Genomic DNA, 22,690 nt, shown 5'->3' on the forward strand with positions numbered 1-22,690 from the left:
TAGTAAAGCATCTGTAACAATTGGGTGCTCGTGTGGTTTTGTTTGCTATTATCTTTAGCCATTTCAGTCTGTAAACAGGATCGTATGGAGCTCGATGAAAAGACCTCGCCGCTCGGTTGCCATATCGTTGCTTGTTGTGCTTGCAGTAGCGAGCGCCCTTGTCGTAGCGATAGCTGGCTGCTCCGGGTCGAATGACGGAGCCTCGACGTCTGCATTAGAAGGTCTGGACGCCTCGCAAGTCAAAGACGACGACCTTAAGACGCTCAACGTCGGAAGCGACCTCTATCCACCGTTTGTGTATACCGACGAGTACGGCGATATCGTTGGCCTGGATGTCGAGATATTGACCGAGGCTTTGGCTCGCATTGGTTACAAGCCAAAATACCAGCTGATCGACTGGGAAAAGAAGAAGGAGCTGCTGGCGAGCGGCGAACTCGATTGTGTCATGGGCAGCTTTAGTATGACGGGTCGCGAAAACGAATATCGTTGGGCCGGCCCGTACCTTGCGAGCCGCCAGGTGGTCGCGGTCGATCCCCAGAGCGATATCTACACGCTTGCCGATCTTGAGGATAAGATCGTGGCGGTTCAGTCCACCACCAAGCCCGAGGACATTTTGCTCAATCGCATAAATGAAAACGTTCCGCAGACCAAGGAACTCTACAGCTTTTCGGACGGTTCATACCTGAACCCGGCGCTCGTCGAGGGCCTGGTCGACGCTATCGCCGCGCATGAGTCCTCGTTCCTCACCTACGAAAAAGACTATGGTGTGACATATCGCATTTTGGATGAGTCGCTGCTAGAGGTCGGTTTGGGCACCGCTTTCGATATCAACGATACGCGTGGCATTGACGTCAAGCTCACTCATGCCTACCAAGAAATGCTTGCCGATGGCACCATGGAACGCCTGGTGTCAAAGTACTTCGATGACCCTTCGCCATTTTTGAATATGGAGGGCCTGTCATGATCGATGCGCCCGACCACGCTGCTCAGGAGCGGGGCAATCGTTCGGCAGGGGCATGGCTCCTTGTCGCTCTGCTGGGGATAGCGCTCTCGGTTGTTGCCGGCATGATGAGCTACGGTTACACGACGGCCCAAGCCGAGCAGCGCTTTGCCGACGTTGTCGATTACGTGGCGACGCAGAGCCTTTCCCACGACGCGTTCAATAGCGCCTATACGACCAAAAACCTGATACGCGTTATGGAGATTGCCGGAGAGGCAGCGCGCGATATGGAGCGCGACGGTTCGGTGGATAACACAAGGCTGGAGCTATATGCCGACCAGTTCAACGTGAGCGCACTGATCGTGACGGACGCATCGGGCAATTTGGTGTCTGAGTCCTCGACGGATGGCGTGGGCTACGAGTCGCTTGCTACGTATCTCAAGGAAGCACCCGTGCTGGAGGTGGCAACTCATCCGCTTAAGTCCTATACCGCCCGCATCACGCTTGCGGATGATTCGGTCGCAGACATTGGCTGCGTGACTCGGCAGGATGGCGAGGGCATCGTTATCGCGGTAAGGCATCAGAGCGCGAAGGCGGTTGCAAGCAATACACTCAAACTGCAGAGTTTGCTCGAAGGCTATGAAACCATCGATAGCGGCAATATCGTGATCGAAAGCGACGGCAAGGTCGTTGCGACCAATGCCGTTGAACCCACTGTATTGGGCGTATTCGATCTGCCTGCGACGGACGTCTTCATTGTCGACGGTATTAAGGATCGATGCCTGGCCGGTAAGGTCAAATTGATTAACGCCGACGGCGAGTGGTATTTGGGCACATTTGGAAAAGCGCACAAATTCTATGTGTACACCTATGCTCCGGCGCGGCGCTACTTTGAGGTCGTCGCGGCTGTTGCTGCCGGCGTGCTGGCGCTCTACAGCGGTGTTGTAGCCGTTGTTGTGATGGTGCGTCGCCGCGCTGATCGTCGGCGTTTGACGGACTTGCTGCAGCAGGAGCGCGACTATGGCGACAAGCTGGCAAAGGCGGCGCGTGAGGCCTCGTCTGCCAACTCGGCAAAGACGGAGTTTCTGTGTCGCATGAGCCACGATCTGCGCACGCCCATCAACGGCATTCGCGGCATGGTCGAGGTTGGCGATGCCAATGCGGACGATCTGCAAAAGCAGACTGAGTGCCGCTCAAAAATCTGGACGGCATCGGGACTGCTGCTCGACCTTGCCAACGAGGCGCTCGATATGAGTCGCCTGGAGAGCGGGCAGGTCGACCTGAACCTCGTGCCCATAAATTTGGTGGCCCTCAACTGTGAAGTGCGCGATATTCTGGAGCGCCAGGCCGAGGAGCGTCTGGTGACAATTATCTCCGACCAGCAGACGCTTAATCATCCCTATGCGCGGGTGAGCGTGACGCACCTCAAGCGTTTGTTGCTCAATATTGCCGGCAATGCCGTCAAGTACAACCGCCAGGGCGGCTATGTCCGCCTGGTGTGCCGCGAGGTGGAGCCAGCGGATGGCGTCCCCGTCTATGAATACACGATCGCCGACAACGGTATTGGCATGAGCGAGGAGTTCCAAAAGCACCTCTACGAGCCGTTTTGCCGCGAGGAGCAGCAGGTGGAAGGCGCTTCGTCGGGAACTGGCCTGGGCGCGCCTATCGCAAAACAGCTGGTCGAGCTTATGGGCGGAACCATGAGCTTTACGAGTGTCTTGGGGCAGGGGACGACGTTTACCATTCGCCTGCCGTTCGAGAAGTGCGACCGCTCCGAGATTCCTCAGGCAGCTCCCGCGGATGCGGGAGACGGCGATGCGCTCCAGGGCTTGCGCGTTTTGCTCGTAGAGGATAACGATCTGAATGCCGAGATCGCGCAGTTTACGCTCAGCCGTGCCGGTGCCATCGTGACGCATGCTAAGGATGGTGAGTCTGCCGTCGAGATGTTTACCGCGAGCGCACCGCACGAGTACGACGTGGTGTTGATGGACATCATGATGCCTGGCATCGATGGCCTTGAGGCCACGCGTCAGATTCGAGCACTCGATCGCGAGGATGCCGCGACCACGCCGATTATCGCCGTGAGTGCCAACGCCTTTGCCGACGACCGTAGGCTTTCGCGTGAGGCGGGCATGAACGCGCACCTGAGCAAACCTGTGAGCTCGCAAGAGCTCGTCGAGGCGCTAGCGCACATCGCCGCCGACGCTTCATAAGCATATGGCCCGGTTCCAAGGTGGGCTGGAACCGGGCCATATTACTATTGATGAGACCTGCTGAGGGGCTTACTTTTCCTGAATCTGCTTGCCGCAAAGATGCTCAATCGTAATCTCGTAGAGCTGGACGCCCTTAATGTCCTTGGCGATTTCCTCTTCGACTTCCTCGGCAGAAGGGTAGTACTTAAGGGCGAGCTGGCGGACTTTATCCTCGATAAACGCGGGGGTGTCATTCGCCAGGCGACAGCGGCCAAAGACCACGGTGCTCATAACGTAGGGAGCCCAGTCACCGTTCTTGTGCCACTCGTTGCCGTAAACGGTAAAGCAGACCTTGTCATCGCGCTTGAGTGCGTCGACCTTGTGGCCATCCTTGGCGCCATGGAAATAAATCTTGTCGTGCTCGGTGTCAAAGAAGTAGTTGACGGGAATGGCGTACGGGTAGCCATCGTCGCCGTTGACGGCAAAGACACCGCGCTTGCAGGCAGCGAGCAGTTCGCGCGCTTCCTCGTCAGTGATGGCGCGTTTCTTTCGACGTAGGGGCCTAAACATCGTTGGATTCCTTTCTGGTCATGCGTGGTAGTTGAGCACAAACTATAGCGAAACGGACCCGTCTTTCTTGATGCGGGCGAGTATGTTTTTGAGCTTGTTAAAGTCGAGCGGTTTGGACAGATGGGCGTTCATGCCGGCGTCGTGTGCCGCCTTGGCGTCCTCGGCAAAGGCATTGGCGGTGAGCGCGATGATGGGGATATCGGCTGCATCGACCTTCTCGCTCAGACGGATCGTGCGGGTTGCCTCATAGCCGTCCATGTCCGGCATCATAATGTCCATCAGGATCGCATCGAAGCTGCCGGCGGGATGAGACAGGTACAGATCGACGACTTCGTTGCCGTTGGCGGCGCGGGTGACCACGACGCCCTCGGATTCTAGCAGCGCCTGGGCAATCTCGGCATTCAATTCGTTGTCTTCGGCGAGCAGTACGTTCATGTCGGCGAGCGAGCAGTCGAGCGCCCTCTCGACCGTATCTGCCCGCGGCTGGGGGTTCTTGTCGATATCGAGCGGAATCTCCACGTAGAACGAAGTGCCCACATGGAGCTCGCTGGTGACTTCGATGGTGCCGCCCATCAGTTCAATAAGCGACTTGACGATTGGCATGCCCATGCCGGTTCCTTGGAACTTGCTGCGCGCATCGTCACCTTCTTGGGCGAACGGCTCATAGATATGCTTTAAAAACTCGGGAGCCATGCCAATGCCGGTATCCGAAACGCTAAAGCAAAAGAGCGCGCGCCCGTTATCGAGTGGCTTGGTCTGTGAACTAAAGGTGACGGAGCCGCCGTGCTTGTTGTACTTAATGCTGTTGTCTAACAGGTTGATCATGACCTGTCGGATATGGGTGGGACTGCCGATTACGTATGGCCCCGTGGCGTACGGCAGACTATTGTCCTGCATTGTGATGCCGTTACTGGACGCGCGGAGCTTGCACAGCACCAGCGTATCATCACAAAGCTCTTTGAGGTTAAAAGGCGCATGTTCCAGTGTTAGCTTGCGGTCTTCGATTTTTCCCATCTCGAGGATGTCGTTGATCAGCGAGAGCAGGTGATTGGCGGCAACGCGCGCCTTGGCACGGCTCTCGCGGGCGACTTGCATATCGCCTTCCTTCAATTCTTCAATTTCGATAAGGCCCAGGATACCGTTGAGCGGCGTACGGATGTCGTGGCTCATGCGCGTGAGGAATGCCGTCTTAGCGGCGTTGGCAGCATCGGCTTTTTTGCGCTCGGTTCGAGCGCGCACGAGCGCCCAGATGAGCAGGACGATGCCGACCGACAACATACCGATGAGGGTAGCTGCAATGGCGGTGCGGTTGCGATAAAGGAATTGAAGCGTGTTGGATTCCTGGGCCGTGTACGACGTGGAGGAGTAATTACTTGCGGAGAGCGATTCTCCGGCATTGATGATGCCCTTGTTGATGATTCCCAGCAGTTCGGGCTTGCCGCGCGACATCAAGCACGCGAGGTCACAGGTGTCAGGGAGCTCGACCGTCTCGCAGTCCTCGAGATCATAACGGTCACCGATGGTTTTTACGCGTGAACTGGGAGCGACGATGCAGCGCGCCGTTCCCTTCCTGAGGGCGTCGAACGCTTCATCGTCGGATTGGTATTCGGTTACGGTCGCTGTGGGGAATAGACTTTCAAGTGCATTTCGGTTGACAAACGATGATTTGGTACAGGCGATGTTCTGAAGGTCTTTTTTCAGGTTACTGCCGGTGTGGATGGCGGTGAGGGACATGGTCCCCAACGATACCGACTGCACAACGCCTGATTGCTCGGCAAACCAGTAATCTCGGTATGCCGGCAGCGCAACGTCTATGCTTCCCTCTGACAGGGCCTTTGACATCATCTTGTAGCTATCAAAGGCGACGGTTTTGACCGTAATGCCAAATTTATCGTGTAGCGTCGTCGCAAGCGATGCGAGCGAGCCTTCCATTTTGCCGTCTTCGTCTTCGTTGCAGTAGGGGAGTTTGCCCGTAATGTAGCCGAGCGTGATGGTGTTGTTGTTTGCTTTGAGCCAGGAACATTCGGGGCCGTTGAGCGATGATGAACCGCTGTTTTGGGCCGAGTAGTGAGATTTGACTTCGTCGTTATAGCGTGGGTTGACGCGGGCGATTGCTGTCATGGCGGCATTGATGTCGTCCATCAGGTCGGGGCGGCTTTTGGGGACGGCAAAATAGTAGTCGCTCGACCCAATGTAGAACATGGGGGAGGCACTGGGCGACGAGGTCGTGTCGTTCATGATGACGGCATCGACCTCGTTGTTTGCGAGCGCGTCAAAGAGAACGGAGTTTCCGTCATACTCCTTGTATGTGCAGGCGATTCCTTCGTTGGCGAGCCATTGCTGGCCAACGAAGGTTTGCATAACGCCGGGGTTGCAGCCGATGGTAAGGCCTTGGAGCGCTCGGGGGTCACCCTTGGCCAGATCGTCGCGCTCGGGCCTGGCATAGATGTAGTAGCGCTCGGTGCCCTCGGGGTTCGATGAGAAGAGCAGTTTTTGGGCGCGTTCTTCGGAGTAGGAGATGTTTGGCATGAGGTCAATCTCGCCGGCTTCGAGCTTCTCCATAAGCTCGGTGAAGGTGCCGGAGACGTATTCGTACTGCCAGCCGGGTGTGTAGTACGAGAGGGTCTGGAGGTACTCGTAACCCCATCCCGAGAGACGCTCGCCGGGGGTGCCGTCCTGGAAGCCCTCGTTGTTGACGAGCCAACCAACGCGGACCGTTTTGACCTGCTGACTAGAGTCATCGGCAAAAGCCTGGACAGGCGCGATGGAATTCAGCACGGCAAGCGCGGCAAGCGCGACGGCCAGGGTGCGATATATAACTGAACGAAGGACAGCGGAAGCTCTCACATGCAATCCTAACGAATCGAGACATTACCGCATAAGGATACCAGCTCAGCCTGCCCAGTCGGCAGCTGCATCGCTAAACGATCCCGCCCGGCAGTTGGGGACAGTCCCTTTCTGCCGGCACAAAAGGAACGTCCCTAACTGCCGGTTGTGGGACAATACCGAGCGAACGTGATTGGTTGTCCGTGGAAAGGGTCGCGATGAACAGGTTGAGGACGCTTGCCGATGTGCTGCGACAGGCTGGCTTTGCACGCATTACGGGCCTGTTTCTTATCTTTTACCTGCTGTGCTCGACGGCTGTCTGGCTGTCCGAGCCTACGACCCTCACCTTTGGTGATGGTCTCTGGTTTAGCTTTGAGACGGTCTCGACGATCGGCTTTGGCGATATCCCGGCAGAAACGCCGGTTGCCCGCGGCATTACCGTCATCCTAAGCGTCATCAGTATCTTCTATATCGCCATGCTTACGGGCGTGGCGGTGAACTACTGCAATACGCTCATCAAGCTGCGCCAAAAGGACACCATGGCGCGCTTTATGGACGATCTTGAGCATTTGGAAGAGCTCGATCGTGACGAGCTCGCCGATCTGTCGCGCCGCGTGCGCGAATATCGCCGCCGCCAACGCTAGAACGGGCGCCGCGCGTCACGATGAGGGGGACTGAAATGAATATCACCGTGTATCTGGGTGCCAGCGTCGGTAGTGACCCGGCGTTTCTACCTGCGGTACAGGAGCTGGGCAACTGGATTGGCACCAACGGCCACGCGTTGGTGTACGGCGGGTCCAAATCGGGCCTGATGGGCGCGCTCGCCGATAGCGTGCTCGATGCTGGCGGACATGTGACGGGCGTGGAGCCGAGCTTTTTTATCGAGGCCGAGTTTCAGCACGACGGAATCGACGATCTCATCGTGACGAGCGATATGGCCGAGCGTAAAGCCAAGATGATCGAGCTTGGTGATGCCTTCATTGCCTTTCCCGGCGGGACGGGTACGCTCGAGGAGATTGCCGAGGTCATGTCCGCGGTGTCGTTGGGGCATCTCGATGCGCCGTGCATTTTGTACAACCTGAACGGTTACTACAACGACCTCAAGGCGCTGCTCGGGCACATGATTGATAAGGGGCTTTCGAGCCTGAAGCGCCAGCACGGCATCTACTTTGCCGACGATTTGCGCGAGATTGCCTCGATTATCAACGGATAAGCCTTGAGCCTGCCCCACTATGGCTCCCAATGGTGCCGTTTGCGGCGCAGGCGGTTGGCTTGTCTGGGCCACACTCGCTCTACAATAAAACGTATCTATGTCGACTTTGACCGCGGGAGGACCCGATGGATAACCTTGCCAAACCCACAAACCGCGCGCTGTTTTTAGTTAGCGTTGCCGTGACCGGTGCGTTCGCAGGTGCCGCAGTCTGGCTGTTCTTCTTTGCGATGGAGCACGGCATCGACTATCTATGGACCGAGATTCCACACGCGCTGGGCGTCGCTTCGCCCGAGCTTGCCAGCGGCCCGTTTGGCTTTCTGCCATACCCGTTTTTCGTCTGCCTGCTGGGCGGCCTGCTGATCGGTCTGTACGAAAAGACGACGGGCACCAAGACCGATGACCTCAACCAGGTGATGGCCAAGGTAAAGCGCGATGGACGCTACCCGTACGACAATCTGGGCAAGCTTTCGCTCGCGGCATTGCTGCCGCTGCTGTTTGGCGGCAGCATTGGACCGGAGGCCGGCCTGACCGGCGTCATCGCGGGTCTGTGCAGCTGGGTCGGCGATCGCATGCGTCGCTTTGGCGCCGAGTTTAGGGAGCTCACGCTGCTGGGCACCCAGGCTGCCCTGACGGCACTCTTTACCGCGCCCGTCTTTGGCTTTGTGGCGCCGCTTGCCGGAAGTACTGACGGCCAGGGCGAAGACGCCGACGATGAGTCCATGTCCGGCGAGATCACCATCAAGCTGCCCAAGGCGCAAAAGACGGTGGTCTACGGCATTGCGATTGCCGGTGGTCTGGGCACCTACCTGCTGCTTGGCCAGCTTGTGGGCGGTGGCATGGGCATGCCCAGGTTCGAGGCTGCCGAGGTAGGCAACCTGGAACTTGTTTGGCTCATTCCGCTGGCGCTGGTCGGCACCGTATGCGGTTGGCTGTTCTTTGTCTCTGAGCATGCGAGCGAAGCGCTTGCCCATGCAATAGGGGCGCGCCCTGTCGTCAAAGCCATGCTGGCCGGTCTGGCGCTCGCCATCTGCGGCACGGTCCTGCCCTACACCATGTTTGCCGGCGAGACCCAGGCCGACGTGCTCATGGAAACCTACCTGACCATTCCCGCTGGCGTGCTTATCGCGACCGGTCTTGTTAAGGCCATGCTGACGCCCGCCCTCATCAACCTTGGTTGGCGTGGCGGCCACTTCTTCCCGGTTATCTTCTCGGGTGTGAGCCTGGGCTACGGCCTTGCCATCCTCACCGGCGCAGATCCGGTCTTTTGCGTCGCCGTCTGCACGGCATCGACGATGGGTGCGGTCATGCGCCAGCCGGTCATGGTCGTGGGCCTGCTGCTCATGTGCTTCCCACTCAAGGGTATCGTCTGCATGATCATCGCGGCCGTCATCGCCGCCGGCATTCCGCTGCCCAAGCCGCTGCGCAAGTAGCGCGGTTTTTCACGAGTCAATTCCAGGGGTACGAGATGATCCTGTACTTTAGCGCGACAGGGAACAGCGAGCATGTGGCGCGTCGCATTGTAGCGGCGACAAGCGACAAAGTTATGTCGATTGAGCGCTTTGATGCCGAAGCCCTTCGCCTTGTTGCGACGGAAGGCCCCTGCCAGCTGGGATTTGTTGCTCCGGTGTATGCCTGGGGTCTGCCGACACCGATGATCGAGTTTTTGAAGACTGCCGACCTGTCGATTGCTGCCGGTGCAAAGGGCGGCGAGCGCCCCTATACGTTCTATGTTTCGACGTACGGTTCGACGACCGGCCAATCGGCCAAGTTTGCCCGCGACCTGCTGCACGAGCGTGGGCTCGAGTTAGATGCGGCGATGAGCGTCAAGATGCCCGATACCTGGACGCCTGTTTTCGACCTGTCTGACCCTCAAAAGGTTGAGGGTATCAATAGAGCTGCCGAGGCGCAGATTGATGCCGTGATCGAGGCGGTGCGGGCACGCCGCACGGGCAACATGATGCGCCATCGCGTGCCTCTGTTTGCATCGTGCGCGTATCACGCAATTGGGCTGCCGCGCATGCAACAGACGAGCAAGTTTGCCGTCGATGCCGATCGCTGCATCGGCTGCGGCCTGTGTGCCAAGCGCTGCCCCATGGCGGCGATTGAGATGCGCGACGGCCTTCCCGTCTGGACAAAGCCGGAGTGCGCAGCCTGCCTTCGTTGCCTGCACTGTTGTCCCAAATTTGCCATCTCGCACGGTAAGCGCACGGCATCCCACGGTCAGTACAGGCATCCCAAGCCAGGTGTGAGGATGTAGCGGCTGCTGGCCGCGCTACTTCCAAACTGCGAGCGCTGCAGTGCCCAGGACGATGAGAGCGAGACCGATGGCGCTGCGTCGTGAGAGTTTTTCGTTGAATGCCAGGCGCGCAAATAGTACCGATACGACAATCGATAGTTTGTCGATCTGCACCACGACACTCACCTGGCCTGTGGCGATGGCGTAGTAGCATAGCAGCCACGATGCGCCAGTCGCAATGCCCGATGCCGCGAGAAATACGAGTTCGTAGCGGTCTACGTGCACGGCTTGGCCCATCTTGCCTTTAGCTGCCACGATTGCCCATGCCATAACCAGTACCACACAGGTACGGATTGCCGTGGCCAGGTTGGATTCGACGCCTTCGATGCCAGCCTTGGCAAGGATGGACGTGAGCGCTGCGAACACGGCGGCGCCGAGGGCGTAAGCGAGCCAGGTCCGGTCTTGCTGCTGCTCGGGTCCGGCAGGCTGCTTCTTCTCGATCATTAAAAACGTGCCGAGGGTGATGACAGCGGTTCCCACGAGCTTAACCGCAAGGTTGCTCGTCTCGCCAAAAAGCACGATGGCGATCAGTGCAGCGAGTACGGTGCTCATCTTGTCGACCGGTACGACCTTATTGACGTCTCCGATGCCCAACGCCTTAAAGTAACAGATCCACGAAGCACCGGTAGCGAGTCCCGAGAGGACGAGAAAGAGCCAAGATCTGGGTTCGATGCTGCCGATGGTTCCAATGGATCCAGAAATGCCCGCCATTGCCCAGGCGAAAACGAGCACCACGCAGGTGCGAATGGCCGTCGCGACATCGGAGTCGGTCTGCTTGATGCCGCATTTGGCCAGGATAGATGTGATGCCGGCAAAGAAAGCCGACACAAATGCTGCTGCGACCCACGACACGGGTGAAATGCCTCCCCAAAGAACAACCGCGCTAGATTTACGGCGCTCGTCCGATGATACCGTCCCGCCATGAAGCTTTGATATCGCTGTGGTGAGACAGGGGCCATAGTTCGAGAGGGCATTTGGTTAAGGCTCGAATCGAAGGTGAATGGTTTTCCGCGAAGTGAACGAGTAAATCTGGAACCCTGGAACATGCACACTTTTTTCGAACAAAACTGCAGGATTCTTAGACAAAACCGCAGGAATTGAGTCCTTAAAAATGTCGATGCTACAGGGCACTGTTTTTACTCGTTCACTTCTCGGAAAAGTATTCACCTTCGATATGCTGACGGTGTCTTTTTGGTTGCCAAGAACTAGACGGCCTGCTGTGAGGGGCGGTGGTGACGCTATGCCGCCTTGTTTCATTGAAAAAATAAGCGGGGTACCACCTAAGCTTTTTTAGCTGTCGATTACAGGTCGCGTGCTCGATAAACCTTGGTGCTGACGGTGCAACTGATTGCGCATAGCACGAGGGCAAGTGTGGCGATGCCTGCACACAGACAGCCAAGGACGGCGGGATCGGGATTCGCTCCGGCAATCGACATGAGCCAGTTGCTGATGGGGTTGGAGGAGCTCAGCGTGGCAATGGCAAGGCACCAGAGCAGGGCAAACAGGCCGACGGATAGGCGCAGCGCCTCCATGTGTCCAAATCGGAAGAACAGCGGCTGTGCCAAAAACACCATCATGAGGGAGATGAGCATCGATGCTGCCGAGGCTATAACGATCTCAAAGACCGTCTGTCCCGTCGAGGGGATGCCCACGCTGTTGAATAGCGGGATGGAGACGATGCTCAGAAGCGCGGCGGCGCACGCCATGACAGCCGAGAAGACAATAACGCTCAGGTAGCGTGCGCAAATAATGTCTTTGCGCGAGAAGGGCAGCGTTGCCCGATAACGCTCCCAGCCATTTTGATTGTCGAAGCCGGCCAGCGAGCTCATGACCATGATGGGCGACATGGCACTGACCGCGCAGGCGCCAGCGCTCATGCCGGAATCGCCATCCGACGCGTTGGCGAGGGTCAACACAACGAAGATGAACAGGCTGACGCCCGCGATGCTCGGGATAAGCGTGCGAACGATGGCGAGCTCGGACATAAAGGCGCGTTTCATTTCGAAGCCCCTTTCAGCATGAGGCGCAGGTAGTCATCAATGGTTGCCCGATCGCGGGGAATCTCTGGGAAGGCCTCGAGCGTTTCGCGACGGTTGGGCACGAGTACGTCCACGCTGTAGGCGTGGCGGGCGGCGCGGGTGCCTTCGACGCAAGCCATGAGCTCGGCGGCCTGTGCCTGGGTGCAGTGGGCGATGCCGGCGCGGTCGGTAATGTCCTCGCGTGGCAGGTCAAACACAATCGAGCCGTTATCGATGCAGATGACGCGATCGGCGGCGCGATCGAGGTCGGACGTAATGTGGCTCGAGAGCAGCACGCTGTGCTGGCCGTCGGCGACAAAGGCAAGCAGCTCATCGAGCAGCTCCTCGCGTGCCATGGGGTCGAGGCCCGCGGTGGCTTCATCCAAAACGAGCAGTTTGGCTTTGTGGCTGAGTGCGCAGGCAAGCTGCAGTTTCATGCCCATGCCGCGGGAGAGGTCCTTGACCATTGTCTTGGGATCCAAGCCAAACCGATCGATAAGGCTGGCGAATGTGTCGTGGCTCCAGGTGGGGTACGCCGGGCTTACGAGTGCCTCAACTTCGGTCACCTTGAGTGTGGAAGGGAAGGGGCATGTGTCCAGCACGAGGCCGACACGAGTGCGCAAGCAGCACTGCGCTTCATCGGGCGCGCCGGCGCCACAGTGCTGCCCAAACAGGTGCACCTCGCCGGCATCGAGCTTTATAAGCCCAAGCGCGGCGCGAATCGTCGTCGTCTTGCCAGCGCCATTTGCGCCCACAAAGCCAACGATCTGGCCGGGCTCCACGGCAAGCGTGACGTCGCGCAGCGAAAAACGGTCGCTCACACGGCATGAGATACCTTTGAGTTCTAGCAAGTTTTGCATGGTATAGCCTTTCTTGCAGATGGCTACTGCATGGTTTCGGGGGCTACCAGGTCGAGCATCTCGTGCAGTTTGTCGCGCGTGACACCCAGGGTTTCGGCTTGGCTTGCCGCTTTCGCAAGCAGCTCTTCGATATAGCAGAGCTGGTTTTCGCGCAAGAGCTCTTGGTTGTCCTCGGCGACAAAACAGCCTTTGCCCTGCACGGTGCAGATAAACCCGAGCTGCTCCAGGTCGGCGTAGGCGCGCTTGGTGGTGATGACGCTCACGCCAAGGTCGCTCGCGAGTGCACGGATGCTGGGGAGTTTGGCTCCCGCAGCGAGCGTGCCCGAAAGGATCTGGGCTTTGACCTGCGAGGTTATCTGCTCGTAGATGGGCTTGTCGCTCGAATTGGATAGGATGATGTCCACAGCGGCTCCTTAGCTGATGGGCTACACGTGTATATAACCGGTAAGCACAGTATATATACACTATGCACAGTTATGCAAGAGGCAAATGTGGATTGGGCCGGCTACCCAGGCCCCAACTGATGAATTTGTCCTGATAGGCGCCCTAGAGCGGGATTTCGCGGCTACAATAGGGCGGTTACATCGACGTAATGCACTCAATGCAAGAAAGGATCCGCATGGCAAGCCTGTCGGATGAAATCTCGTCGCGCCGCACATTCGCGATCATCAGCCACCCGGACGCCGGTAAGACCACGCTTACCGAGAAGCTGCTGCTCTATACCGGCAGCATCCAGACCGCCGGTTCGGTCAAGGGCAAGAGCTCGGCCAAGCACGCCGTCTCGGACTGGATGGATATCGAGAAGGAGCGCGGCATTTCCGTTACCTCCTCGGTGCTGCAGTTCACCTATAACGGCGCCTGCGTCAACATCCTCGATACCCCCGGCCACCAGGACTTCTCGGAGGATACCTACCGTACGCTTATGGCCGCCGACGCCGCAGTCATGGTCATCGACGGCGCCAAGGGCGTCGAGGCCCAGACCAAAAAGCTCTTTAAGGTCTGTACGCTGCGCCACATTCCCATCTTCACCTTTGTGAACAAGCTCGACCACGAGGCCCGCGATCCGTTTGAGCTCATGGAAGAGATCGAGAATGTTCTGGGCATCAACACCTATCCCATGAACTGGCCGATCGGCAGCGGCCGCAACTTCCGCGGCGTGTTCGATCGTCAGACTCGTCACGTCATTGCCTTTGAGGGCGACGGCCACGCCAACGCCACCAAAAAGGTCGCCGAGGTCGAAGCCGAGTTGGGCGATCCTTCCATGGACGAGCTCATCGGCGAGGAAAACCATAAGAACCTGATGGACGACATCGAGCTGCTCGATGGCGCCGGCGACGAGCTCGACTTGGATGCCGTGGCCTGCGGCAAGCTGAGCCCGGCGTTCTTTGGCTCGGCGCTCACCAACTTTGGCGTGGAGCCCTTCCTCAAGGAGTTCCTGCGTCTGGCCCCGACGCCGCGCGCCTATACCGATACGCTCACCAGCGAACCGGTCGATCCCTGCCGCGACGACTTTAGCGGCTTTGTGTTTAAGATCCAGGCCAACATGGATAAGAACCACCGCGACCGCATCGCCTTTGTGCGCATTTGCTCGGGCAAGTTCGAGCGCGGCATGGACGCCTTCCACGTGCAGGGCAACCGCAAGCTCAAGCTTGCCACGGGCACGTCGATGATGGCCGACGACCGCGCCATCGTGGACGAGGCGTACGCGGGCGATATCGTGGGCCTGTTCGATCCGGGTATCTTTAGCATCGGCGACACTGTGTGCTCCGGCAAGCGCCACGTGCAGTATCCGCAGATCCCGACGTTTGCCCCCGAGATGTTCGCTCGCATTACGCAGGTCGACACGCTCAAGCGCAAGCAGTTCGTCAAGGGCATGGAGGAGCTTGCCCAGGAGGGCGCCATCCAGATCTTCCGCGAGCTGGGTGCCGGCATGGAGAGCGTCATCGTGGGCGTGGTCGGCGTGCTGCAGTTTGAGGTGCTCGAGCGCCGCCTTAAGGCCGAATACCGTGTTGAGGTTCGTCGCCAGCCGCTGCCCTATACGGACATCCGCTGGATCCAGAACGACCCCGATACCATCGATATCCCGGCTCTTTCGCTCACGCGCGACACGCTGCGCGTCGAGGACATGCGCGGCGGTAAGCTGCTGCTGTTCACGAGCCCGTGGAACGTGGATTGGGCAACCGACCACAACCCCGACCTTATCCTGTCGGAGTTTGGCAACGTAGCCTTTTAACGCATCGGCGCGGTGGTCCTGCGGGGCTGCCGCGCCGTTTGCTTGCCTGATGCCGTGTGAGCGGCTATCATACCCACCGTCGTCTCAAGACCGGGGCGTCCGAGCAGTTCGGGTCCGATATCCTGCTCGTTAAACCTAAAACCAAAGGAGTACATAATGATCAAGAAGGTCATGGAGGACTACAAGGTCCTGTTGCGGAGCATTCCCGCGGCAACGGTTTCGCTGTTTTTCGTGAGCGTCATCATGATGAACCTGCTGGCCAACAAAGAGCTTATCAGCCTGCCGTATCTGGCACTCGATTGCGGCTTTGTGGTGAGCTGGGTTTCGTTTTTGTGCCAGGACATGATCTGCAAGCGCTTTGGCGCCAAGGCATCCATCAAAATCTCCATCCTCGCGCTGGCAGTCAACCTCGCCGTGAGCCTGTGCTTTTGGGTATGCTCGCTCACGCCCGGCATGTGGGGCGCCTACTACGACACGGGCATGATCGAGGTCAACACTGCCCTTAACGCCACCATCGGCGGCACCTGGTACGTGGTGCTGGGCTCTTCGCTGGCAATGCTCGTTTCTGCCGTGGTTAACTCCACGCTCAACCAGTCGCTTGGCCGTATGCTCAAGAAGAACAACTTCGCGAGCTTTGCCTTCCGCTCCTATGTGTCTACGGGCGTTGGCCAGTTTATCGACAACCTGGTCTTTGCCATTGTGGTAAGCCACACGTTCTTTGGCTGGACGTGGGTGCAGGTCCTTATGTGCTCGCTGACCGGCGCTGTTGCCGAGCTGCTGTGCGAGGTTTTCCTGAGCCCCGTGGGCTACAAGGTCGTGCGCGGCTGGGAGCGCGAGAATGTGGGCTCCGAGTACCTCGAGCGCCACGCAACCGCCTAAGGAGCAAGTATGCGGGTTTTGATCACGGGTGCTTCGGGCGGTATCGGAGCCGCATGCGTGCAACGATTTTTGGACGAGGGCCACGAGGTCGTGGGCTTTGATTTGCTACCGGCGGCGATCAAACACGAGCGCTACCGCCATCTGATCGTTGATGTTCGCAAGCCGGACGCGTTTCCAGACGATCTTGAACCCCAGGTGATCGTGAACGTTGCCGGTACGCAGGATTCGGCTGACGACATCGCCGCCAACCTGTATGGCACCATCAACGTGACCGAGCGCTACGCCTTTGCGGGGGAGGGGCTTGCCGCCAAGCCGGCGCCGGCTATCAAATCCGTGGTCAATGTGGGGTCGGCGAGCGGGCATACGGGATCGGAGTTTCCCGCCTATGCCGCCAGCAAGGGCGGCGTTATCGCCTACACCAAGAACCTTGCAAACCGTCTGGCGCCGCAGGCTATCGCCAACAGTGTGGACCCGGGTGGCGTTATCACGCCGCTCAACCGTTGCGTGATGGAAGACGAACACCTGTGGAACCAGATTATGGAGCTCACGCCGCTTAAGCGCTGGGCCACCGCCCAAGAGATCGCCGAGTGGATCTACTTTGTGGGCGTGACCAACCGGTTTATGACCGGGCAGAGTCTGCTAATCGATGGCGGCGAGGCCGGCCGCACACAATTTATTTGGCCCGAATAGGAAACGCGCCCGATGGAAAGCTGTCGGGCGCGTTTTTGATGTATCGATTTTTAGCCGAGGCAAGTCCAGTTGACGGGGGTCGAGCCGTGCTGTTCGAGTAGCCGATTGGCTGCCGAGAAGGGGCGCGACCCCATAAAGGCGGGGAGTTCTGCCGTGGCACGGTTAGCCGAAAGCGGTGAGGGGTGCGTGGAGGCCAGGCAGAACTTGCCGGTCGCCTTGCCCGCGCCGGTCGCGGCGAGCTTGCCTTCGACCATCTGCTGGGCAAAGCGGCCCCATGCCAAAAAGACTACCGGCTGGGGCAGCTGGCAGCAGCGTTCGATAACGTAGTCGGTGAGCGTGCTCCAGCCCAGCTTGGCGTGCGAGTTCGCGGCATGCTCGCGCACGGTGAGCGTGGTGTTGAGGAGCAGGACGCCCTGTTGTGCCCATGGGGTTAGGTCTCCCGTGGCGGGAATGGGGCAACCCAGATCGGCTTTGAGCTCCTTATAGATGTTGCGCAGGCTCGGCGGCAACTTGGTTTGCGTCGCAGGGACCGAGAACGACAGCCCCATGGCCTGGTTGGGCCCGTGATAGGGGTCTTGACCCAGAATGACAACCTTGACCTGGTCGGCCGGCGTATAGGCGAGGGCATTGAGGATGTCGTCTTGTGCCGGGTAGATGGTCTGCTCGGCACGCAAAAGGGCGATGCGCTCGAGCAGCTGGTTCGTAGTGTCACGTACCAGCTGCGGCGCATCGCCCAACCAAGTTGCTATGTTGCGGTCGCGAGTTGCGGTGTCCATGGGGCTCCTTTATGGCAGATGCTCTGTTGGCATCTATTGTAAAGGCGCACCGGTTGCCTTTGTGTCGGGGCCACAAAAGGTGAGGCGCTTACGAGGCTCGCTCGGGCGTTCCTGCCATGTGGGCGTGGTCGTGAGCATGCGCATGAAGTCGCGGAAACTCGACGGTTGCCGCCATGACGCCGGTGAGGATAAGAGCTGCACCCAGGAAGGCGATGGGGCTCAGGACCTCGCCGACCAAGAAGAACGAGAAGACAGCGGAGCAGACCGGCTCGAGCGAGAAGGCGAAGCCGGTGGTCTCGGCGGGCACGTGGGGCTGCACGAGCGTCTGGGTGATAAAGCCGTAGGCAGAGCAAATGAGTGCGAGCGCGACAACAACCACGATCTCGCTGGGCGTACTGGGAAGTGTGAAACCGCCAAAGACGCATGCGGCAATGCCCGAGAACAGGCCGCCAAAGCCCAGCTGCCAAACGCCCAGGGACAGCGGATCGACTTCTTCGACAAAGCGCTTCGCCACAATGATATGGCCGGCATAGACAAAAGCGGAGAGCAGCATGATGAGCGCGCCCGGGTTCAGGCTGGTGAAGTCGGCGCCCGAGAGCAGCAACATACCGCAGGTGACGATGGCGGTGCCGACGAGCACTTTGCGCTCGGGGGCGCGGCGCAGCAGGGCGGCGTTGGCAAACGGCACGATCACGACCGTCAGGCTCTGCAAAAAGCCGGCAGTGGAGGCAGAGGTGAGGCTGGAGCCCAGGCACATGCAGGTGAGCTCGGTTGCCATGATGGCGCCGATGATGGCGGCACGGACCATAAGGTCGCGGTTGATGCGAAACGCGTGCTTGTGGAAGAGCAGCAGACAGGCCGCAAAGGCGATGATGCAGCGCAGCGCAACGATGCTCGTGGCGTTCATGCTGTCCATGCCGATCTTCATGAGGGGATACGAAAAGCCCCATGCGACGGGAACGGAAAATGAGAGCGCGATTGCTTTTTTGCGATCCATGGGACTCCTTTTGTTACAGAACGGTTTCGCACAAAGGATTCTGCTCCCAGATGTGGGTGTAGTAAAGCGAATGTATCTTCAGTATGATTAAGAAATACTAAAGTAGGCACGAAAAGCGCTGGCAAAACGTTTTACGTCTGCATTGATGCGGAGGCACGATGGCATCGCGGTATCAGATTGTATGTATGGTGGTCGACTGCGGCAGCCTGAAACGCGCGGCGGACGAGCTGGGCTATACGCAAAGTGCGGTGAGCCAGGCCGTTAAGGCGCTCGAGCGCGAGCTGGGTACCACGCTTATCGAGCGCGGAAAGCAGGGCGTCTCGCTTACGCGCGACGGCAAGCAGTATCTGCCGTACCTGCGCCAGATCGTGACTGCCGAGGCCGAGCTCGAGGGCAAGCGCCAGGAGCTGCTGGGGCTTTCGTCGACTGATATTCGTATTGCGACGTTTACCAACGTGAGTCGAACCGTGTTGCCGCGCGTGATCCGCGACTTTGGGGCCCTTCACCCGGGGGTACACTTTACCCTTAAGCAGGGCGATTACACGCGCAACGCCCAGTGGGTGCACGATGGCGTGGTTGATTTTTGTTTTACGGCACGCGGATTTACCGCGGGGCTCGAGAAGCGTGTGGTCTATCACGACGAGTTGGTGGCATTGTTGCCGGCGGCGCATCCGCTGACGGCAAAGGAAAAGGTGACACTCGCTGACCTAGCGTCCGAGCCGTTTGTGCTGCTGGATGAAGGCGAACAGAGCCTGGTGCTCGATGCATTCGCGGCGCATGGGCAGTCGCCGCACGTAACGAGTGAGGTGACCGACGACTACACCATCATGGCGATGGTGGAGGAGGGCCTAGGCGTGAGCATGCTGTATCGTCGTACCGTTGAGGGCATGCAGGCCGATATTCGCGTACGTCCTATCGTGCATGCCCCCTCGCGCGACGTGGTGGCCGCTTGGCGCAGCTGGGACACCATGCCCATCGCCACGAGGCGCTTTATCGACTATATGAGCTCTCATATTGTCAATTAATGACTGGCGTGGCGTTGAGTGCGGTGTTTAGCGGGCTGTCGCTTTGGCTTGGGTGGCGCGATAGGTGCGTGCCGGGTGGCAAAGTAGTACCGCCACGACCATAAAGAACGCCGTGGTGCCCAGGCTGATGGGGTAGACCATCATGATGTTCGCAAAGGTGCGGAAATGCGGGAACACGCAGAACACCCAATAGAAGCGGATGCCGCAGACGCAGATCATGGTGATGAGGGCGGGCGTGAGCGAGATACCAAAGCCGCGCAGGTAGCCTGACATGTTTTCGTAGAACATGCTAAAGGCGTACGCCGGGAAGATCGAACATACGCGGATATAGCCGATCGAGACGATGTTGGGGTCGCTGTTGAACAGCGACAAGATCTCGCGCCCCAGGCCAACAATAACGATAATCGTGGTGAGCGCGACGATACCGCCTTCGACTAGGCAGACCTTGAGCGTCTTGGTGCAACGGTCGATCTGGCGGGCACCGTGGTTTTGTCCCACAAAGGTGGTGCAAGCCTGACTAAAGCTGTTGAGCAGGTTGTAGCACACGTACTCCAGGCTCATAGCGGCGCTCGAGGCTGCCATGACCTCGGTGCCCAGGCTGTTGATGGCAGACTGGATGATGATGTTGGCGACGGCAAAGACGGCGCTTTGGATGCCGGCGGGCAGGCCGATCTTGACGATGCGCTTGAGGGCGACGGGGTCGATAGCCAGGTCGCGCGGGGTGACGCGGACGACGGAGTCGGTCTTGAGTAGGCGGATAAAGAGCGTAGCGGCGCTGACGGTGTAAGCGATGGCGGTGGCGATAGCGACGCCCGCGACGCCCCAGTGGAGTACGGGGACAAAGATGAGGTCCAGGCCAATGTTGAGGACGGTGGACACGGCAAGCGCCTGCAGCGGCATGCGGGTGATGCCGACGGAGCGGAAAATCGCGGCCTCAAAGTTGTAGAGCAAAATCGAGGGCATGCTGAGCAAAAAGACACGTAGGTAGAGTGAAGCGAGCGGCATGGTTTCGGCGGGAACATTGAGCGCGGCGAGCATGGGCTCGGCAAAGATCTCGCCCAGCGCAATGACGACAAAGCCCACGAGCGCCATTAAAATCGAGGTATGGACGGCGCGTTTGACCATGTTCTGATCGTTGCGGCCGATAGCGTTGGCGATGACCACGTTGGAGCCAAGCGACATGCCAATAAACAAGTTGAGCATAAGACTGGTAAGCGGAACATTGGAGCCGACCGCCGCCATGGCGAGGGTTCCCTGGTCACCCGAGAAGTTACCGATAATGACCGTGGCGATGAGGTTCGACAGCTGCTCCAAGATGCTCGTGGCGGCCACGGGGAAGGCGAACAGGGGAACATTGCGCCACAGCGATCCGGTGGTCATGTCAATGTGCTTAGATACGGTGTCAGCCATACGCTCTCAATCTCTAACATGCTCTTTTGTGCTTATTTGCGCAGACGATGATACTCCTAATCGACTAGTCATTGGGGACGTTCTAAAACGATTACTCATTCAAGAACGTCCCCAATGACTAGGCGGGGAAGGCGTGCGACAATGGTGGACGTTGTGTTGTTCGCGCTAAGGAGTTGCCATGTTGTTGTGTCCCGTTTGCCATGAGCCGCTGGTGGATGACGAACGCGGTGCTGCATGCGCGGGTGGGCACCGGTTTGACCGTGCGCGCGAGGGCTATCTATATCTCCTGCGCTCGTCCAAGAGCGGCGACTCCATGGGCGATCCCAAGTCGCAGGCACGCAGCCGTCGCGACTTTCTGAACCGCGGTTACTATGCGCCGTTGCGCGATGCGATGGTCGAGCTGGTGCGCGAGCGGGTGTCTGGACGTGCCGCGTCTACGAACTGCCCCATGACGTTGCTCGATATTTGCTGTGGCGAGGGCTATTACACCAGCGCCATGGGTGCGGTGCCGGGCGTGGATGCTTACGGCTTTGACCTGGGCAAAGAGATGGTGCGCCTTGCCGCCAAGCGCGGCGATGCGACCTACTTCGTGGCCAACATGAAGGACATCCCCGTGGCCGATGGCACCTTCGATATGGTGACCGAGCTCTTTGCTCCCTTTAACGAGCGTGAGTTTTCTCGCGTGCTGGCGCCAGAGGGCTCGCTCTACACCGTGGTGCCGGGTGCCCGTCATCTGTTTGGGCTCAAGGAGGTACTCTACGACACGCCGTACCTTAACGATGAGAAGCTGCCGAAGACCACCGAGCTCGAGTTGGTCGGAACGCGGCGGGTGTCTGCGAACATTACGCTCCAAACCCAGGCCGACATCGAGGCGGTGTTCCAGATGACGCCGTACTACTACCGCACGCGCCCTGCCGATAAAGAGCGCCTGGCAAACTTGGACACCCTTCAAACCGACATCGACTTCATCATCGCCGAGTACCGCCACAGCTAACAACCTGCCAAAAAGGGACAGGTTTGTTTTGGTAGGTTTTGTCTGGGCAAACGTAAAGGGCCGACCGCGGAGATGCGCGATCGGCCCTTTTTAGTTGCTTGGCTGCAGAGGTTATGAGAAGCGAGCGCTTACAGGCGGTCCTTGTTCTCGGCCTTAACGGCGTGTGCCTGCTGAACAAAGAACAGGTCGTAGACCACGATGACAAAGGCGACGATATTGACGGAGCTGCCGCCGAGCGCGGGAAGCGTGAGCGCGGCCTGCGCAATCGTGGCGATTGCGGCAACGATGCCGAGCTTAAACGCACCATCCACCTGCGAAGGCTTGTTGGCGCCCTTGATGCCCGCAACGCCCGCGGCGAGATCGATGAGGCCCTTGGCGACCAGCACGACCGCGGCGAGCATGGCGTTCGACCCGTACGTGGAATCGAGGTTGCCGGTCGCGATGCCGACGCCGGCGATGACGAGGCTGGCGATGCCCAAAACAAAGTAGACGAGGGCAAGGATTTTGAGAGTCTTGCGAGTGAAGCTCATGGCTGGTCCTTTCGATACGAGTACGCCAACTTGGCGCACCCAATGTGCTGCACATATGGTGAAGCACATTGTAGTTCAACGCGGCGATGCATGCGTTTGAAAGCGCATTGAGCCCGCGCGGCCCAACCCAACCTTTCAAAAAGGAAAGCTGGGCGTAAGTCAAATCGATGGCAGCGTATGCGTGGCGCTGCGATGATGGGTCCATGGTAAGAGCTGGTCTCAAGGAGGAGCCATGATGTAC

At 58.8% G+C, this 22,690-nt stretch carries 21 protein-coding genes; 11 read left to right on the plus strand and 10 right to left on the minus strand.

Annotation, left to right across the window (positions count from 1 at the left end):
• The first annotated feature begins 94 nt into the window (after positions 1 to 94).
• Entirely contained in the window at positions 95 to 964 is an 870-nt protein-coding gene (locus ACESWY_RS03365; protein WP_373092980.1) for a substrate-binding periplasmic protein, read from the plus strand.
• Complete coding sequence (locus ACESWY_RS03370) at positions 961 to 3,153, plus strand: hybrid sensor histidine kinase/response regulator (protein WP_373092982.1); 2,193 nt, start codon at positions 961 to 963, stop codon at positions 3,151 to 3,153. Before ACESWY_RS03365 ends, ACESWY_RS03370 begins: the two co-directional genes overlap by 4 nt.
• 69 nt (positions 3,154 to 3,222) lie before the next feature.
• On the opposite strand, the gene ACESWY_RS03375 is transcribed toward ACESWY_RS03370, so the two are convergent.
• Together ACESWY_RS03375 and ACESWY_RS03380 are read right to left on the minus strand one after the other, a co-directional pair.
• The gene (locus ACESWY_RS03375) at positions 3,223 to 3,702 is read right to left on the minus strand and encodes a pyridoxamine 5'-phosphate oxidase family protein (protein ID WP_373092984.1); all 480 of its coding nucleotides are present in this window, start codon (positions 3,700 to 3,702) and stop codon (positions 3,223 to 3,225) included.
• A gap of 42 nt (positions 3,703 to 3,744) precedes the next feature.
• The gene (locus tag ACESWY_RS03380; protein WP_373092986.1) at positions 3,745 to 6,549 is read right to left on the minus strand and encodes an ATP-binding protein; all 2,805 of its coding nucleotides are present in this window, start codon (positions 6,547 to 6,549) and stop codon (positions 3,745 to 3,747) included.
• A 197-nt stretch (positions 6,550 to 6,746) separates the two neighbouring features.
• On the opposite strand from ACESWY_RS03380, the gene ACESWY_RS03385 reads away from it, so the two are divergent.
• From ACESWY_RS03385 to ACESWY_RS03400, 4 genes are all read left to right on the plus strand, one after another.
• Positions 6,747 to 7,172 (plus strand): potassium channel family protein, encoded by a 426-nt coding sequence (locus ACESWY_RS03385; protein WP_225093282.1) that lies wholly within the window; start codon positions 6,747 to 6,749, stop codon positions 7,170 to 7,172.
• A gap of 35 nt (positions 7,173 to 7,207) precedes the next feature.
• A complete protein-coding gene (locus ACESWY_RS03390; protein WP_373092988.1) occupies positions 7,208 to 7,741 on the plus strand; it encodes an LOG family protein in 534 nt (177 codons plus the stop codon).
• Positions 7,742 to 7,866: 125 nt separating this feature from the next.
• The gene (locus tag ACESWY_RS03395) at positions 7,867 to 9,171 is read left to right on the plus strand and encodes a chloride channel protein (protein ID WP_373092991.1); all 1,305 of its coding nucleotides are present in this window, start codon (positions 7,867 to 7,869) and stop codon (positions 9,169 to 9,171) included.
• Positions 9,172 to 9,206: 35 nt separating this feature from the next.
• Positions 9,207 to 9,998 carry an EFR1 family ferrodoxin gene (locus tag ACESWY_RS03400; protein ID WP_373092993.1) on the plus strand — a complete coding sequence of 264 codons (792 nt, stop codon included), beginning with the start codon at positions 9,207 to 9,209 and terminating at the stop codon, positions 9,996 to 9,998.
• A 15-nt stretch (positions 9,999 to 10,013) separates the two neighbouring features.
• Here ACESWY_RS03400 and ACESWY_RS03405 read toward each other — a convergent pair whose 3' ends face one another.
• The 4 genes from ACESWY_RS03405 to ACESWY_RS03420 form a co-directional block, all read right to left on the minus strand.
• A complete protein-coding gene (locus ACESWY_RS03405) occupies positions 10,014 to 10,889 on the minus strand; it encodes an EamA family transporter (protein WP_373092995.1) in 876 nt (291 codons plus the stop codon).
• Positions 10,890 to 11,338: 449 nt separating this feature from the next.
• Entirely contained in the window at positions 11,339 to 12,037 is a 699-nt protein-coding gene (locus tag ACESWY_RS03410; protein ID WP_373092997.1) for an ABC-2 transporter permease, read from the minus strand.
• Positions 12,034 to 12,876, minus strand: coding sequence for an ABC transporter ATP-binding protein (locus ACESWY_RS03415; RefSeq protein ID WP_373202138.1), 843 nt, complete (start codon positions 12,874 to 12,876; stop codon positions 12,034 to 12,036). The genes ACESWY_RS03410 and ACESWY_RS03415 overlap by 4 nt, the downstream gene beginning before the upstream one ends.
• A 62-nt stretch (positions 12,877 to 12,938) precedes the next feature.
• Positions 12,939 to 13,319: a GntR family transcriptional regulator gene (locus ACESWY_RS03420; protein ID WP_373093001.1), complete on the minus strand. Its 381-nt coding sequence runs from the start codon at positions 13,317 to 13,319 to the stop codon at positions 12,939 to 12,941.
• Positions 13,320 to 13,534: 215 nt separating this feature from the next.
• Between ACESWY_RS03420 and ACESWY_RS03425 the strand changes: the two genes are divergently transcribed.
• The 3 genes from ACESWY_RS03425 (at position 13,535) to ACESWY_RS03435 (ending at position 16,717) form a co-directional block, all read left to right on the plus strand.
• On the plus strand, positions 13,535 to 15,148 hold the full coding sequence (locus ACESWY_RS03425; RefSeq protein WP_373093004.1) for a peptide chain release factor 3: 1,614 nt from the start codon (positions 13,535 to 13,537) through the stop codon (positions 15,146 to 15,148).
• A 156-nt stretch (positions 15,149 to 15,304) separates the two neighbouring features.
• The gene (locus ACESWY_RS03430; protein ID WP_373093006.1) at positions 15,305 to 16,027 is read left to right on the plus strand and encodes a VUT family protein; all 723 of its coding nucleotides are present in this window, start codon (positions 15,305 to 15,307) and stop codon (positions 16,025 to 16,027) included.
• A 9-nt stretch (positions 16,028 to 16,036) separates the two neighbouring features.
• Positions 16,037 to 16,717, plus strand: coding sequence for an SDR family NAD(P)-dependent oxidoreductase (locus ACESWY_RS03435; protein WP_195362113.1), 681 nt, complete (start codon positions 16,037 to 16,039; stop codon positions 16,715 to 16,717).
• Positions 16,718 to 16,767: 50 nt separating this feature from the next.
• Here ACESWY_RS03435 and ACESWY_RS03440 read toward each other — a convergent pair whose 3' ends face one another.
• Both ACESWY_RS03440 and ACESWY_RS03445 read right to left on the minus strand, forming a co-directional pair.
• A complete protein-coding gene (locus ACESWY_RS03440) occupies positions 16,768 to 17,493 on the minus strand; it encodes a uracil-DNA glycosylase (protein WP_138111793.1) in 726 nt (241 codons plus the stop codon).
• 88 nt (positions 17,494 to 17,581) lie between these two features.
• Positions 17,582 to 18,490 (minus strand): DMT family transporter, encoded by a 909-nt coding sequence (locus tag ACESWY_RS03445; RefSeq protein WP_138111796.1) that lies wholly within the window; start codon positions 18,488 to 18,490, stop codon positions 17,582 to 17,584.
• A gap of 158 nt (positions 18,491 to 18,648) precedes the next feature.
• Between ACESWY_RS03445 and ACESWY_RS03450 the strand changes: the two genes are divergently transcribed.
• Positions 18,649 to 19,515: a LysR family transcriptional regulator gene (locus ACESWY_RS03450; protein ID WP_138111799.1), complete on the plus strand. Its 867-nt coding sequence runs from the start codon at positions 18,649 to 18,651 to the stop codon at positions 19,513 to 19,515.
• Positions 19,516 to 19,542: 27 nt separating this feature from the next.
• Here ACESWY_RS03450 and ACESWY_RS03455 read toward each other — a convergent pair whose 3' ends face one another.
• Positions 19,543 to 20,925, minus strand: coding sequence for an MATE family efflux transporter (locus ACESWY_RS03455; RefSeq protein ID WP_195363954.1), 1,383 nt, complete (start codon positions 20,923 to 20,925; stop codon positions 19,543 to 19,545).
• 178 nt (positions 20,926 to 21,103) lie between these two features.
• Here ACESWY_RS03455 and ACESWY_RS03460 point away from each other — a divergent pair, with 178 nt between their 5' ends.
• Entirely contained in the window at positions 21,104 to 21,919 is an 816-nt protein-coding gene (locus tag ACESWY_RS03460; RefSeq protein WP_195544233.1) for a putative RNA methyltransferase, read from the plus strand.
• Positions 21,920 to 22,047: 128 nt separating this feature from the next.
• Here ACESWY_RS03460 and ACESWY_RS03465 read toward each other — a convergent pair whose 3' ends face one another.
• Complete coding sequence (locus tag ACESWY_RS03465; RefSeq protein WP_373093011.1) at positions 22,048 to 22,449, minus strand: hypothetical protein; 402 nt, start codon at positions 22,447 to 22,449, stop codon at positions 22,048 to 22,050.
• Between the last annotated feature and the right edge of the window lie 241 nt (positions 22,450 to 22,690).

The organism is Collinsella aerofaciens ATCC 25986 (assembly GCF_964237925.1).
GTDB lineage: Bacteria > Actinomycetota > Coriobacteriia > Coriobacteriales > Coriobacteriaceae > Collinsella > Collinsella aerofaciens_BJ.

Excerpts from the sequence above, each read along its gene's own strand:
- ACESWY_RS03365 (WP_373092980.1), top strand. The coding sequence starts at position 95 with ATGAAAAGACCTCGCCGCTCGGTTGCCATATCGTTGCTTGTTGTGCTT.
- ACESWY_RS03370 (WP_373092982.1), top strand. The coding sequence starts at position 961 with ATGATCGATGCGCCCGACCACGCTGCTCAGGAGCGGGGCAATCGTTCG.
- ACESWY_RS03375 (WP_373092984.1), bottom strand. The coding sequence starts at position 3,702 with ATGTTTAGGCCCCTACGTCGAAAGAAACGCGCCATCACTGACGAGGAA.
- ACESWY_RS03385 (WP_225093282.1), top strand. The coding sequence starts at position 6,747 with ATGAACAGGTTGAGGACGCTTGCCGATGTGCTGCGACAGGCTGGCTTT.
- ACESWY_RS03390 (WP_373092988.1), top strand. The coding sequence starts at position 7,208 with ATGAATATCACCGTGTATCTGGGTGCCAGCGTCGGTAGTGACCCGGCG.
- ACESWY_RS03395 (WP_373092991.1), top strand. The coding sequence starts at position 7,867 with ATGGATAACCTTGCCAAACCCACAAACCGCGCGCTGTTTTTAGTTAGC.
- ACESWY_RS03400 (WP_373092993.1), top strand. The coding sequence starts at position 9,207 with ATGATCCTGTACTTTAGCGCGACAGGGAACAGCGAGCATGTGGCGCGT.
- ACESWY_RS03410 (WP_373092997.1), bottom strand. The coding sequence starts at position 12,037 with ATGAAACGCGCCTTTATGTCCGAGCTCGCCATCGTTCGCACGCTTATC.
- ACESWY_RS03425 (WP_373093004.1), top strand. The coding sequence starts at position 13,535 with ATGGCAAGCCTGTCGGATGAAATCTCGTCGCGCCGCACATTCGCGATC.
- ACESWY_RS03430 (WP_373093006.1), top strand. The coding sequence starts at position 15,305 with ATGATCAAGAAGGTCATGGAGGACTACAAGGTCCTGTTGCGGAGCATT.
- ACESWY_RS03435 (WP_195362113.1), top strand. The coding sequence starts at position 16,037 with ATGCGGGTTTTGATCACGGGTGCTTCGGGCGGTATCGGAGCCGCATGC.
- ACESWY_RS03440 (WP_138111793.1), bottom strand. The coding sequence starts at position 17,493 with ATGGACACCGCAACTCGCGACCGCAACATAGCAACTTGGTTGGGCGAT.
- ACESWY_RS03445 (WP_138111796.1), bottom strand. The coding sequence starts at position 18,490 with ATGGATCGCAAAAAAGCAATCGCGCTCTCATTTTCCGTTCCCGTCGCA.
- ACESWY_RS03450 (WP_138111799.1), top strand. The coding sequence starts at position 18,649 with ATGGCATCGCGGTATCAGATTGTATGTATGGTGGTCGACTGCGGCAGC.
- ACESWY_RS03455 (WP_195363954.1), bottom strand. The coding sequence starts at position 20,925 with ATGGCTGACACCGTATCTAAGCACATTGACATGACCACCGGATCGCTG.
- ACESWY_RS03460 (WP_195544233.1), top strand. The coding sequence starts at position 21,104 with ATGTTGTTGTGTCCCGTTTGCCATGAGCCGCTGGTGGATGACGAACGC.
- ACESWY_RS03465 (WP_373093011.1), bottom strand. The coding sequence starts at position 22,449 with ATGAGCTTCACTCGCAAGACTCTCAAAATCCTTGCCCTCGTCTACTTT.